12 protein-coding genes are annotated in these 14,084 nt (G+C 61.7%); 10 read left to right on the forward strand and 2 right to left on the reverse strand.

What is annotated here, in order from left to right; genetic code table 11:
- Positions 1-40: 40 nt before the first annotated feature.
- The 4 genes from MHH62_RS18270 to MHH62_RS18285 all read left to right on the forward strand — a co-directional run bounded on the left by MHH62_RS18270 (position 41) and on the right by MHH62_RS18285 (position 4,226).
- Complete coding sequence (locus tag MHH62_RS18270; RefSeq protein WP_057013691.1) at positions 41-718, forward strand: response regulator transcription factor; 678 nt, start codon at positions 41-43, stop codon at positions 716-718.
- 251 nt (positions 719-969) lie between these two features.
- Complete coding sequence (locus MHH62_RS18275) at positions 970-1,428, forward strand: LTXXQ domain protein (protein WP_014719688.1); 459 nt, start codon at positions 970-972, stop codon at positions 1,426-1,428.
- A gap of 64 nt (positions 1,429-1,492) precedes the next feature.
- Entirely contained in the window at positions 1,493-2,839 is a 1,347-nt protein-coding gene (locus MHH62_RS18280) for a HAMP domain-containing sensor histidine kinase (RefSeq protein ID WP_014719689.1), read from the forward strand.
- Positions 2,840-2,876: 37 nt separating this feature from the next.
- Entirely contained in the window at positions 2,877-4,226 is a 1,350-nt protein-coding gene (locus MHH62_RS18285) for a CoA transferase (protein ID WP_032902760.1), read from the forward strand.
- Positions 4,227-4,314: 88 nt separating this feature from the next.
- On the opposite strand, the gene MHH62_RS18290 is transcribed toward MHH62_RS18285, so the two are convergent.
- Positions 4,315-5,178: an AlkA N-terminal domain-containing protein gene (locus MHH62_RS18290; RefSeq protein WP_339231580.1), complete on the reverse strand. Its 864-nt coding sequence runs from the start codon at positions 5,176-5,178 to the stop codon at positions 4,315-4,317.
- Positions 5,175-6,602 (reverse strand): arginine-ornithine antiporter, encoded by a 1,428-nt coding sequence (gene arcD / locus MHH62_RS18295; protein WP_014719692.1) that lies wholly within the window; start codon positions 6,600-6,602, stop codon positions 5,175-5,177. The genes MHH62_RS18290 and arcD (MHH62_RS18295) overlap by 4 nt, the downstream gene beginning before the upstream one ends.
- 397 nt (positions 6,603-6,999) lie before the next feature.
- Between arcD (MHH62_RS18295) and arcD (MHH62_RS18300) the strand changes: the two genes are divergently transcribed.
- The 6 genes from arcD (MHH62_RS18300) (at position 7,000) to MHH62_RS18325 (ending at position 13,860) form a co-directional block, all read left to right on the forward strand.
- Entirely contained in the window at positions 7,000-8,427 is a 1,428-nt protein-coding gene (gene arcD, locus MHH62_RS18300) for an arginine-ornithine antiporter (RefSeq protein WP_020303144.1), read from the forward strand.
- Positions 8,428-8,451: 24 nt separating this feature from the next.
- Entirely contained in the window at positions 8,452-9,708 is a 1,257-nt protein-coding gene (gene arcA / locus MHH62_RS18305) for an arginine deiminase (RefSeq protein ID WP_014719694.1), read from the forward strand.
- Positions 9,709-9,720: 12 nt separating this feature from the next.
- Positions 9,721-10,731, forward strand: coding sequence for an ornithine carbamoyltransferase (locus tag MHH62_RS18310; protein WP_339231582.1), 1,011 nt, complete (start codon positions 9,721-9,723; stop codon positions 10,729-10,731).
- A gap of 136 nt (positions 10,732-10,867) precedes the next feature.
- Positions 10,868-11,797 carry a carbamate kinase gene (arcC, locus tag MHH62_RS18315; protein ID WP_019819394.1) on the forward strand — a complete coding sequence of 310 codons (930 nt, stop codon included), beginning with the start codon at positions 10,868-10,870 and terminating at the stop codon, positions 11,795-11,797.
- 18 nt (positions 11,798-11,815) lie between these two features.
- Positions 11,816-12,178 (forward strand): DUF5064 family protein, encoded by a 363-nt coding sequence (locus MHH62_RS18320; RefSeq protein WP_020303145.1) that lies wholly within the window; start codon positions 11,816-11,818, stop codon positions 12,176-12,178.
- Positions 12,179-12,351: 173 nt separating this feature from the next.
- Entirely contained in the window at positions 12,352-13,860 is a 1,509-nt protein-coding gene (locus MHH62_RS18325; protein WP_073452660.1) for a sigma-54-dependent transcriptional regulator, read from the forward strand.
- Positions 13,861-14,084 lie beyond the last annotated feature (224 nt).

Genomic DNA, 14,084 nt, shown 5'->3' on the forward strand with positions numbered 1-14,084 from the left:
TGGGGTCGTCGCCGTCGACAATGGCTAAATCGAGTGAGTCATGAGCGAGCTGTTACTGATAGATGATGACCAGGAGCTCTGTGAGCTGCTGACCAGTTGGTTGAGCCAGGAAGGCTTCCAGGTGCGCGCCTGCCACGACGGCCTGAGCGCCCGCAAAGCCTTGGCCGAAGCCGCCCCGGCGGCGGTGGTGCTCGATGTGATGCTGCCCGACGGCAGCGGCCTGGAGTTGCTCAAGCAACTGCGCAACGACCACCCGGAGTTGCCGGTGCTGATGCTCTCGGCGCGGGGCGAGCCTCTGGACCGCATCCTCGGCCTGGAACTGGGCGCCGACGACTACCTGGCCAAACCTTGCGATCCGCGCGAACTGACGGCGCGCCTGCGCGCCGTGTTACGCCGCAGCCACCCGGCCGCGGTATCGACCCAGCTGGAACTGGGCGACTTGTGCTTCAGCCCGGTGCGCGGGGTGGTCAGCATTGATGAGCAGGAATTCACCCTGACCGTCTCCGAAAGCCGCCTGCTTGAAGCCTTGCTGCGTCAACCCGGCGAGCCCCTGGACAAACAGGAACTGGCGCAGATCGCCCTGGGCCGCAAGTTGACCCTCTACGATCGCAGCCTGGACATGCACGTCAGCAACCTGCGCAAGAAGATCGGCCCACACCCGGATGGCCGGCCACGCATCGTGGCGCTGCGTAGTCGTGGCTACTACTACAGCCTCTAAACATCCCGCTTAACCCTGTGGGAGCTGGCTTGCCTGCGATAGCGGTGTGTCAGTCCACCGTTATGCTAACTGGCCCACCGCTATCGCAGGCAAGCCAGCTCCCACCATTGATTTCATCACCTTCAAGGGTTTTGTCAGCTCCTGTCAAACCTGTCTTTACCGAAGCTTTACCCTCCCCTGACCGCCGCTGACCTTGCGCTGCGTAACCTACTCACATCCGGACTCACCGGAATAGAGACAGGAGAATCACCATGCGCAAGACCCTTATCGCTTTGATGCTCGCCGCTGCACTGCCTACCGTCGCCATGGCCATGCCTGAAGGCCCGGGCCCGATGGGCGGCCACGAAGGCCACATGATGGGTGGCCCAGGCCACGGTGAACACGGTCCGCGTGGTAAAGGTGGCCCGTTCAGCCAGTTGGACTTGAGCAAGGAACAGCGTGAGCAGATCCGCAAGCTGATGGGTGAGCAATGGCACGCTCGCAAAGACCTGACCCAAAAGTACCTGGACAAACTGCCGGCCGCTGACCAGAAGGCGATGCAGGACGAAATCGCCGCCGGCAAGCAGAAAACCCAGGCCGATATCCGCGCCGTGCTCAAGCCCGACCAACAGAAGAAGTACGACGAGATCGTCAAGAAGCAAGCCGAGCGCCGCGCCGAATGGAAAGAGTTCCAGGCCTGGAAAGCCCAGCAAGCGCAAAAAGCGCAATAATGGCCTAGCTTCACCCCAGCCCAGTGGTTCGCGCCGCTGGGCTTTTCCTGTTTGAGGGTTTCCTGTGCGTTCATTGTTCTGGCGTATCCTGGCGAGTTTCTGGCTGGCCATCGCCCTGGTAGGCGGGTTGTCGATTTTGCTTGGGCATATGCTCAACCAGGACGCCTGGATTCTGAGCCGCCACCCTGGCCTCAACAACCTGGCCCAAGAGTGGACGCAACTCTATGAAGCCCAGGGCGAAGACGCCGCCCAGGACTTGCTGCAACAGCGCAAACGCCAGTACCACATTGATGTGCAAGTGCTGAACGAGAGTGGCGAGCCGGTGGTGCGGGGCACCTTCCCGCGCCGCGCCGCCGCCTTCGAAGCCCGGCAGAACGACAGCCAGGACGGCCACCTGCCGTGGCGACGCCTGACCGCCGAGTACACCAGCGACAAAACCGGCGACACCTACCTGCTGATCTACCGCATCCCCCACCCGGAGCTGGAGGCCTGGCACCGCAGCAGCCTGCTGTGGCCGCTCAGTGCCCTGGCGATTACCCTGGTGGTGCTGACCCTGTTCAGCCTTCTGGTGACGTTGTCCATTACTCGCCCGCTCAGTCGTTTGCGCGGCGCGGTGCATGATCTGGGGCAAACCACCTATCAACAAAACAGCCTGGCGCAACTGGCCAACCGGCGCGACGAATTCGGTGTCTTGGCTAACGACTTCAACCGCATGGGCGCGCGCCTGCAAAGCCTGATCGGCAGCCAGCGCCAGTTGCTGCGCGACGTCTCCCACGAACTGCGCTCGCCGTTGGCGCGCTTGCGTATCGCCCTGGCCCTGGCCGAACGCGCCAGCCCCGAAGAGCGGGAAAAACTCTGGCCGCGCCTGACCCGCGAATGCGATCGCCTGGAAGCCTTGATCAGCGAGATCCTGGTGTTGGCACGGGTTGACGCCGACAACGCCAGCGCCGAAGACATCGACCTCACCCCGTTGCTTAAAACCCTGCAAAAGGACGCCCAACTCAGTGCCCCCGAGCAAGTGGTGCAACTGACGACTGCCAATGATTTGCAGCTTAAAGGCTGGCCGACCATGATCGAACGCGCCGTGGACAACCTGCTGCGCAATGCCCAGCGCTTCAACCCGGTGGGCGAACCGATTGAATTGCAGGCCCAGCATCAAGGCGGGCGCATTCTGATCAGCGTACGCGACCACGGCCCCGGCGTTGAAGCCGAGCACCTGAGCCAATTGGGCGAGCCGTTCTATCGGGCGCCGGGCCAGACCGCCCAAGGTCATGGCCTGGGCCTGGCCATCGCCCGTCGCGCCGCCGAGCGCCATGGCGGCAACCTGATCCTGGCCAACCATCCCGATGGCGGCTTTATCGCCAGCATCGAACTGCCCTTGATCCCTGGGGTTGCCACACCAGTGGGATGATCTTCTATAGTGGCCCTTCTCTTACGGAGGGCCTTTGATGACTGACCTGCTGACTCCCATCCAAGCCGCACTCGCGTTACCGCACGCCCCACTGCCCCAGACCCAGGCCGGTGCCTTGCCCTCGACCTTTGCCGTGACTGACCTGGCGGCCGCCAGCATCGGCGCCGCGGGCCAGGCTATCGCCCAGTTGATTGAGCAACAAACCGGGCGTCTGCCCAGCGTCAGCGTGGATCGGCGCCTGGCCTCGTTGTGGTTCTCTTCGTCGATTCGCCCCGTGGGGTGGCAAGTGCCGCCTTTGTGGGACCCGGTAGCGGGTGATTACGCCAGCGTCGATGGCTGGATCCGCCTGCACACCAACGCGCCCCATCATCGTGCGGCGGCCGAGCGGGTATTGGGGCCTGCCGCTGATTGCGCCGCCATGGCGAGTAGAGTCGCGACCTGGAAAGCCGCCGAACTGGAACAGGCGGTTGTCGATGCGGGCGGTTGTGCCGCGCAAATGCGTAGCTGGCAAGCCTGGCAGCAGCATCCCCAAGGCTTGGCGGTAAACGCCGAAGCGTTGATCCAGCGCCAGGTCTTCGAACCCGGCATCGACAAACCCTGGCTAGGCTCAGCCGCTCGCCCACTGGCCGGCATCAAGGTGCTGGATTTGACCCGGGTGCTGGCCGGCCCGGTGGCCAGTCGTTTCCTCGCAGGCTTAGGCGCCGACGTACTGCGCATCGACTCGCCCACCTGGAACGAACCTGGCGTCGTCCCGGAAATGACCCTGGGTAAACGCTGCGCCCGCCTTGATCTAAAGCGCCACGACGACCGGCAGGTGTTTGAAGCGTTGCTCAAGGACGCCGACATTCTGTTCCACGGTTACCGCGCCGATGCCCTGGAGCAACTGGGTTATACCCTTGGCGAACGTCAGCACATCGCCCCCGGCCTGATCGACGTCAGCCTCAACGCCTACGGCTGGAGCGGCCCATGGCGTAATCGGCGTGGCTTTGACAGCCTGGTGCAGATGAGCAGCGGGATTGCCGAGGCCGGCATGGCCTGGAAACAGACGGATAAACCGCTGCCGCTACCGGTGCAGGCGCTGGATCACGCCACCGGCTATTTGATGGCCGCCAGCGCGATCCGGGCTTTGGCCGAGCGCCTGGACTCCGGACGCGGCGGTTCGGCGCGCTTGTCGTTGGCGCGCACGGCGAAGTTGCTGGTGGCGGCCGGGCAAGTGTCACAGCAAGCGGCATTGCGTGAGGAAGACATCAATGACCAGGGCCTGGTCGTGGAGCAGACAGCCTGGGGCCAGGCCCACCGGCTACTGGCGCCGCTGAGCATCAGTGGCACGCCGTTGCAGTGGGATTTGCCGGCGGTGGAGTTAGGGTCACACCGACCTCAGTGGTGACCTGGGCACCGCTATCGCAGGCAAGCCAGCTCCCACAGGATCAGTGTGGGAGCCGGGCTTGCCCGCGATGGGGCCATCACCGTCGCTATCAATCCCCGCGGTTCAACGACGTCCACAAATGCTGCGCCGCATACGCCCTCAACGGCCGCCACGCCTCGGCCCGCGCCAATAACTGCCGCGCCGACACCGGCCCACCTTCCAAGGCTGCCAAAGCATTGATCAGCCCGATATCCCCCGACGCAAATGCATCCACCTCGCGCAACTGGCGCATGGCGATGTACTGCGCGGTCCACTCTCCAATCCCCGGCAACGCAACCAGCCGTGCAACGCCGTCCTGGAGGCTGGCCTTGGGTTCGAAAAGCTGAGGATCATCCAACAGCGCCTGGGCCACACCGGACAACGTACGACCCCGCGCCTTGGGCATGCCCAGGGTGGCCAGGTCTGCCGCCGCCAGCACTTCTGGTGTCGGGAACAGGTGGGTGATACCGGCGTGCGGGGATGCCAGCGCCAGGCCATACTGGGCCACCAGCTTGCTCGCCAGGCGAATCGCCGCCGCCACGGTTATCTGCTGGCCCAGCACTGCACGAATCGCCAGTTCCAACCCGTCCCAGGTGCCTGGCAACCGCAGGCCAGGGCGGGCCGCAGCCAGTTGCGCCATCAGGGGATCTTGCGACAATTGCGCGTTGATCACCTCAGGCACCGCATCCAGATCAAACATCCTGCGCAAGCGCCGCTCGATCTCAGGCATCGCTGCAGGCTCGGGAAAGTCGACCGTCACCTCCAGCCAATCCCCCACGCCCGGTTCGACGCTGACCCAGCCATGTCGGCCCGCCACACTGATACTGCGCCGATATACGCCGGCGACCACGGTTTCCAACCCGGTAATCGCCCGCGCCGATAGGAACCCCAGCATCGCCGCCCAGTCGTAGGGCGGTTGATACGCCAATCTCACAGTGACAATACCCCGCTATACAGCCCATACGCGGCTAACCCGGCGCCCGCGATCACGCCGCTGAAAATGCCTTTTTCCACGGCGGTAAACAAGGGTAGGCCCTGCTCGCGCTTGGCCAGGGCAAACAGGATCACACCCGGGGCGTACAGCAACGCCGACAGCAGCAAATACTTCAAGCCCCCCGCATACAGCAGCCAAATCGCGTAGCCGAGGGCAACCAGCCCCACCAGCAGATCTTTCATGCGCCGGCGCTGCCAGCCTGCATAGGTTTCGCCGCGCGCGCTCAACAGCACCGCATAGGCCGCCGACCACAAATAAGGCACCAGGATCATCGAGGACGCCAGGTAGATCAGGGTGGTGTAGGTGCTGGCGGAAAACAGCGTGATCACCAGGAATGCCTGGATCATCACGTTGGTCAGCCATAAGGCATTGACCGGCACCTGATTGGCGTTTTCCTTCTTCAGGAACGCCGGCATGGTCTTGTCCTGGGCGGTGGCATAGAGGATTTCCGCGCACAGCAGCGCCCAGGAGAGCAACGCGCCGAGCAGCGAAACCGCCAGGCCGATACTGATCAATACCGCGCCCCAAGGCCCGACGACATGCTCCAACACACCGGCCAGGGACGGGTTCTGCAATTGCGCCAGCTCCGGCTGGCTCATGATGCCCAGGGACAACACATTCACCAGCACCAGCAAGGCCAGCACGCCCACGAAACCAATCACCGTGGCGCGCCCCACGTCCGAGCGTTTCTGCGCCCGCGCCGAATACACACTGGCGCCTTCGATCCCGATAAATACAAACACCGTGACCAGCATCATGTGGCGCACCTGCTCGACCACGCTGCCCATCTGCGGGTTACCCATTCCCCAGATATCGCGGGTGAAAATATCCGCCTTGAATGCAACGGCGGCGATCACGATAAACATCAGCAGCGGCACGATCTTCGCCACCGTCGTCACCTGATTGATGAACGCTGCCTCTTTGATCCCGCGCATCACCAGAAAATGTACGGCCCACAGCAACAGCGACGCGCAGCCGATGGCAAGCGGCGTATTGCCCTGGCCGAACGCCGGAAAAAAGTAGCCGAGGGTGCTGAATAGCAAGACGAAATAACCGACATTGCCCATCCACGCACTGATCCAGTAACCCCAGGCGGATGAAAAGCCCATGTAGTCGCCAAAACCCGCCTTGGCGTAGGCATACACCCCGGAGTCCAGTTCGGGCTTACGGTTCGCCAACGTCTGGAACACAAAGGCCAGGGTCAGCATGCCGATGGCGGTGATCGCCCAGCCGATCAATATGGCGCCCACTTCGGCACGGGCGGCCATGTTCTGCGGCAATGAAAAGATGCCGCCGCCAATCATCGAGCCCACCACCAGGGCGATCAGGGCACTGAGCCGGAGTTTCTGGGCGGGTTGGGTCATGCAGCTTCCTCGAAATAAACGGTTGGGCGACAACTGCGCACACAAGTAATTCAGATTAATGACGTTGTCATAACATAAGGATATGTAAAGGTAGGAAGTTTAGGCTTATTTAGAATTTAAATACGTCAATTATGAAGCGATAGTCAAACAACGTACAAAAAATTTGCACATTCGCAAATACGAACTAGCGTCAACACCCATGCCCTCGACCAAATGATTAACCACAAAGCAAAGAGCGCTCTATCAAGCGCCTTTGCGGGACTTGTTCGCCCGCAAAAACCTCACCCTAAGTCGTTAATTCACAATGGAATGTGCCAATGAAGTGATCTGAGTCAGCTGTTTGATTAGCGCACGGAATTATTCTGTGGTCTCTCTTCTCCTGCATTGGAGTCATGCAATGTCTGAAACTCCCGGAAAACTTCGACTAGGCGCCCTGGTCGCACTTGTCGTCGGCTCGATGATTGGCGGCGGTATCTTTTCATTGCCACAAAACATGGCCGCCAGCGCCGATGTCGGTGCGGTGTTGATCGGCTGGGTGATTACCGCCATCGGTATGTTGACCCTCGCCTTCGTGTTCCAGACCCTCGCCAACCGCAAGCCTGACCTTGACGGCGGGGTCTACGCCTACGCCAAGGCCGGTTTCGGCGACTACATGGGCTTTTCATCCGCCTGGGGCTACTGGATCAGCGCATGGCTGGGCAACGTCGGCTACTTCGTGTTGCTGTTCAGCACCTTGGGCTATTTCTTCCCGGTCTTTGGCGAGGGCAATACCCCGACGGCGGTGATCGCTGCGTCAGGGCTGTTATGGGCCGTGCATTTCCTGGTGCTGCGCGGGATCAAGGAAGCGGCGTTCATCAACCTGGTGACCACCGTCGCCAAGGTGGTGCCGCTGCTGCTGTTCGTGCTCATCGCCCTGTTCGCGTTCAAGCTGGACATCTTCACCGCTGACATCTGGGGCGTGAAAAACCCGGACCTGGGCAGTGTGATGAACCAGGTGCGCAACATGATGCTGGTCACCGTGTGGGTGTTTATCGGCATCGAAGGCGCGAGCATCTTCTCGTCCCGTGCCGAGAAACGCAGTGACGTGGGCAAGGCCACCGTGATCGGCTTTATCACTGTGCTGCTGTTCCTGATGCTGGTGAACGTGCTGTCCCTGGGGATCATGACCCAGCCGGAACTGGCCAAACTGCAAAACCCGTCGATGGCCGCCGTGCTGGAGCATGTGGTGGGCCACTGGGGCGCGGTGCTGATCAGCGTGGGCTTGATCATCTCCCTGCTCGGCGCGCTGCTGTCCTGGGTGCTGCTGTGTGCGGAGATCATGTTCGCCGCCGCCAAGGACCACACCATGCCGGAGTTCCTGCGCAAGGAAAACGCCAACCATGTGCCGGTCAACGCCCTGTGGCTGACCAACGCAATGGTGCAGATATTCCTGGTGATCACGCTGTTTTCCGCCAGCACCTACCTGTCACTGATCTACCTCGCCACCTCGATGATCCTGGTGCCTTACCTGTGGTCGGCGGCCTACGCCCTGCTGCTGGCGGTACGCGGCGAGACCTACGAGAACGCCCTCAAAGAGCGCAGAAAGGACCTGTTCATCGGCGCTATCGCCCTGATCTATGCGATCTGGCTGCTCTACGCCGGCGGCACCAAATACCTGCTGCTCTCCGCCCTGCTCTATGCCCCTGGCGCGATCCTGTTCGCCAAAGCCAAGCGTGAACTGGGCAAACCGATTTTCACCCCCGTCGAGAAGCTGATTTTCGCCGCAGTGGTCATTGGCGCCCTGGTGGCGGCCTATGGGCTCTACGACGGCTTCCTGACCCTGTAATTGTTGTTCACTGGAGGATCTGTAATGACCACGGAAAAAGTGAAGTACGGCGTACATTCCGAAGCCGGCAAACTGCGCAAAGTCATGGTGTGCTCCCCAGGTTTGGCCCACCAGCGGCTGACCCCAAACAACTGCGACGAGCTGCTGTTCGATGACGTGCTGTGGGTGGCCCAGGCCAAGCGCGACCACTTCGACTTCGTGACCAAGATGCGCGAGCGGGACATTGATGTGCTGGAAATGCACAACCTGCTCACCGACATCGTCGCCAACCCCGAAGCGCTGGACTGGATTCTGGAACGCAAGATCACCGCCAACACCGTAGGCCTGGGCCTGGTCGATGAAGTCGGTTCGTGGCTGCGCAGCCTGGAGCCGCGCAAAATCAGCGAGTACCTGATTGGCGGCGTATCGGCCGACGACCTGCCGAGCAGCTTCGGTGGCAAGACCATCGAGATGTTCCGCGATTTTCTCGGCCATGCCAGTTTCATCTTGCCGCCGCTGCCCAATACCCAGTTCACCCGCGACACCACTTGCTGGATCTACGGCGGCGTGACGCTCAACCCGATGTACTGGCCGGCGCGCCGCCAGGAAACCCTGCTGACCAGCGCCATCTATAAATTCCACCCTGAGTTCACCAACGCGGACTTCCAGATCTGGTACGGCGACCCCGACCAGGAACATGGCGCCGCGACGCTGGAAGGCGGCGACGTGATGCCGATTGGCAACGGCGTGGTGTTGATCGGCATGGGTGAGCGTTCGTCCCACCAGGCCATTGGCCAACTGGCGCGCAACCTGTTCCAGAACAAAGCCGTGGAGCGCGTCATCGTGGCCGGCCTGCCCAAATCCCGCGCCGCGATGCACCTGGACACCGTGTTCAGCTTCTGCGACCGCGACCTGGTCACCGTCTTCCCCGAAGTGGTCAACCAGATCGTGCCTTTCACCCTGCGTCCTGACGAGAGCAAGCCCCACGGCATCGACATTCAGCGCGAGAAAACCAACTTCCTCGAAACCGTGGCCGCAGCGCTCAACCTCAAGGCCCTGCGCGTGGTCGAGACCGGCGGCAACAGCTTCGCCGCCGAACGCGAGCAATGGGATGACGGCAACAACGTGGTGGCCGTGGAACCGGGCGTGGTGATTGGCTACGACCGCAACACCTACACCAACACCCTGCTGCGCAAGGCCGGTGTGGAAGTGATCACCATCAGCGCCGGTGAACTCGGCCGAGGCCGTGGCGGCGGCCACTGCATGACCTGCCCGATCATCCGCGACCCTATCGACTATTAAGGAGATTTCATCATGGCTTTCAATATGCGCAACCGCAGCCTGCTGTCGCTGATGCACCACACCACTCGCGAGCTGCATTACCTGCTGGACCTGTCCCGCGACCTCAAACGCGCCAAATACACCGGCACCGAGCGCCCGCACTTGCAGGGCAAGAACATCGCACTGATCTTCGAAAAAACCTCCACCCGCACTCGCTGTGCCTTCGAAGTCGCGGCCCATGACCAGGGCGCCCAAGTCACCTATATCGACCCGGTGTCGTCGCAGATCGGCCACAAAGAAAGCATGAAAGACACCGCCCGCGTACTGGGCCGGATGTTCGATGCCATTGAATACCGTGGCTTTGAGCAGGAAATCGTCGAAGAGCTGGCCAAGTTCGCCGGTGTGCCGGTGTTCAACGGCCTCACCGCCGAATTCCACCCGACCCAGATGATCGCCGACACCCTGACCATGCGCGAACACAGCGACAAGCCGCTGCATGACATCAGCTACGCCTACCTCGGGGACGCCCGCTACAACATGGGCAACTCGCTGCTGATGATCGGCGCCAAGCTGGGCATGGACGTGCGCATCGGCGCGCCCAAAGCGCTGTGGCCCCATGAAGATTTCATCAAGCAATGCCAGGCCTTTGCCGAGGAAAGCGGCGCACGCATCACCATCACCGAAGACCCGAAAGAAGCCGTGAAAGGTGTGGATTTCATCCACACCGATATCTGGGTGTCCATGGGCGAACCAGTGGAAGCGTGGGACGAGCGCATCGAGCAACTGCTGCCGTACCAGGTCAACGCCAAGATGATGAAAGCCTCGGGCAACCCTCGGGTGAAATTCATGCATTGCCTGCCGGCGTTCCACAACAGTGAAACCAAGGTCGGCAAGGACATCGCGGCGCGCTATCCGCACCTGGCCAATGGCGTGGAAGTGACCGAAGAGGTGTTCGAGTCGCCGGCCAATATCGCCTTCGAGCAGGCGGAAAACCGCATGCATACCATCAAGGCGATTCTGGTGTCGGCGTTGGCGGATATCTAACCCCACTCTGATCGTTCCCACGCTCCGCGTGGGAATGCAGCCAGTGGCGCTCTGCGCCACAAGAGCGGACGCAGAGCGTCCGGTGAGGCATTCCCACGCAGAGCGTGGGAACGATCATTCTAGAAGGACATTCTGTATGCGCATCGTCGTAGCCCTGGGCGGCAACGCCCTCCTGCGTCGTGGTGAACCCATGACCGCAGACAATCAACGGGCCAACATCCGTATCGCCACCGAACAGATCGCCAAAATCCACGCCGGCAACGAACTGGTGATCGCCCACGGCAACGGCCCGCAGGTCGGTCTGCTGTCGTTGCAGGCGGCGGCCTACACCAGCGTCTCGCCCTACCCGCTGGACGTGTTGGGTGCCGAAACCGAAGGCATGATCGGCTACATCATCGAACAGGAACTGGGCAACCTGCTGGACTTTGAAGTGCCGTTCGCCACCCTGCTCACCCAGGTCGAAGTGGACGCCAAGGACCCGGCCTTCCAGAACCCTACCAAGCCCATCGGCCCGGTGTATGCCAAAGCCGAAGCCGAGAAACTCGCCGCCGAGAAAGGTTGGGCCATCGCGCCCGATGGCGACAAATACCGCCGCGTGGTCGCCAGCCCGCGCCCCAAACGCATCTTTGAAATTCGCCCGATCAAATGGCTGCTGGAGAAAAAAGCCATCGTGATCTGCGCCGGTGGCGGCGGCATCCCGACGATGTATGGCGAAGACGGCAAGCTGCGCGGCATTGAAGCCGTGATCGACAAAGACCTGTGTTCCTCCTTGCTGGCCACGCAACTGGAGGCCGATTTGCTGGTGATCGCCACCGACGTCAACGCCGCGTTTATCGACTTCGGCAAGCCCACCCAGAAGGCCATCGGCCAGGCCCACCCCGACGACATGGAAAAACTCGGCTTCGCCGCCGGCTCCATGGGTCCCAAGGTCCAGGCCGCCTGCGAGTTCGCCCGCCAGACTGGCAAAACTGCGGTGATCGGTTCACTCTCGGACATCGAAGCCATCGTCCAGGGCAGCGCCGGCACGCGCATCAGCACGGCCAAACCTGGCATCACCTACCTGTGAAGTTGAGGAGAAACGCCTATGGCTATCTTTGAACCCGGCCACCTGCATATCGAGCGACACGCGCTGAACAAGGACGATGTCAGCTACGACCTGTGCCTGGACTACGAAGTCTTCACGGATGAGCGCGAAGGCAAAGGCATGCAGTTCACCCTGCACGGCAGCATCCAGGGCAAGGGCATGAAAGAGACCTTTTTCCTGCCCAAGGACCAGGCCTACAACTTCGCCAGCAATGTGACCAAGATTGTCGAAAAATACGGCATTCCCAAGACCCATAGCAGCGTCGGTTCACAGCACAAGCATTACGATCTGATGTTTGAGGATGTGCGCCACCAGTTGGATATGAAATCCGGCGACCCGGTCAAACCCGAACACCTGGAATAACCTGCCCCCCAATCGAATGTGGGCGCTGGCTTGCCTGCGATAGCGACCTGTCAGACGATATTTTCGGTAACTGACCCACCGCCATCGCAGGCAAGCCAGCTCCCACATTTTGATCTCCACCGGCTCCAAGGCATACTGGCCACCCTCAGCACTCCAGAATCAAGATCCGCCCCATGCGTATCCACGTCAGCTTCATCGACCGCGTCGGCATCACCCAGGAAGTCCTGGCCTTGCTCGGTGGGCGCAATCTCAATCTGGATGCGGTGGAAATGGTGCCGCCCAATGTCTATATCGATGCGCCGACCCTCAGCGCCGAGGTGCTTGAAGAGCTGCGCGATGCGTTGTTCAGCGTGCACGGCGTGCAGGCGGTAAAGGTCGTCGACATCCTTCCGGGCCAGCGTCGCCACTTGCAACTCGACGCCCTGCTGGCGGCCATGACCGACCCGGTGCTGGCCCTGGACAGTGCAGGCAAGATCCTGCTGGCCAATCCGGCGCTGATCGCCTTGTACGGGCGTGAACCGGCCGGTGAGAGCATCGCCGAGCTGTTCGATGATCCGGCCTTGCTGGAAACCTTGCTGGACCAGGGCTTTCGCTTGCCGTTGCGCGAGATCAGCGTCAACGGCCAGACCTTGCTGCTGGGCGCCACGCCGATCACCGACGCTGGCGCCCTGCTTACCCTCTACCAGCCCAACCGCATCGGCGAACAACTGTCGGCGCTGCACCATGACCATGCCGAAGGGTTTGATGCGCTGCTGGGCGAGTCCCCGGCGATCCGCACGCTCAAGGCTCGGGCGCAACGGGTGGCGGCGCTGGATGCACCGCTGCTGATCCAGGGCGAAACCGGCACCGGCAAAGAGCTGGTGGCCCGCGCCTGCCACGCCATCAGCGCGCGTCACAGTGCGCCGTTTCTGGCACTGAACTGCGCGGCGTTGCCGGAAAACCTCGCCGAAAGTGAATTGTTCGGCTATGCGCCGGGCGCCTTTACCGGCGCGCAACGCGGTGGTAAACCGGGGCTGATGGAGTTGGCCAACCAGGGCACGGTGTTTCTCGATGAGATCGGTGAAATGTCGCCGTACCTGCAAGCCAAACTGCTGCGCTTTCTCAACGACGGCAGCTTTCGCCGCGTGGGTGGCGACCGCGAAGTAAAGGTCAATGTGCGCATCCTCAGCGCCACCCACCGCGACCTGGAAAAGATGGTCAGCGAAGGCACCTTTCGCGAAGATCTGTTTTACCGCCTCAACGTGCTCAACGTCGCCGTGCCGCCTTTGCGTGAACGCGGCCAGGACATCCTGCTGCTGGCGCGCTACTTCATGCAGCAAGCCTGCGCGCAGATCCAGCGCCCGGTCTGCCGCCTGGCCCCGGGTACCTATCCAGCCCTGCTGGGTAACCACTGGCCGGGCAACGTGCGGCAGTTGCAAAACGTGATCTTCCGCGCTGCCGCCATCTGCGAAAGCAGCCTGGTGGACATCGGCGACCTGGACATCGCCGGCACCTCTGTGGCGCGCCAGAGCGATGGTGAAGTCGACAGCCTGGAACAGGCCGTGGAAGATTTCGAGCGCGGCCTGCTGGAAAGCCTCTACAGCCGCTACCCCTCGACCCGCCAACTGGCCAGCCGGCTGCAAACCTCCCACACGGCTATCGCCCATCGCCTGCGCAAATACGGCATTCCCAACAAACCCTGACGGAATAAACGCGGTTCAACTGTAGGAGCTGGCTTGCCTGCGATAGCGTTGGGTCATCCAACGCCTTAGTGACGGGTAGACCGCTATCGCAGGCAAGCCAGCTCCCATAGAGACCGCATTACAGATTTGGTCTGAGAACGACACTCCGTGTACTGAAAGCGCTACAGCGTAACGATATCGCTACAACCCTGTTTTTTGCGCGCCATGCAAGGCTTTGATCCACA

Source organism: Pseudomonas sp. FSL L8-0168 (genome assembly GCF_037976155.1).
In the GTDB taxonomy this organism is placed as follows: Bacteria; Pseudomonadota; Gammaproteobacteria; order Pseudomonadales; family Pseudomonadaceae; genus Aquipseudomonas; species Aquipseudomonas paracarnis.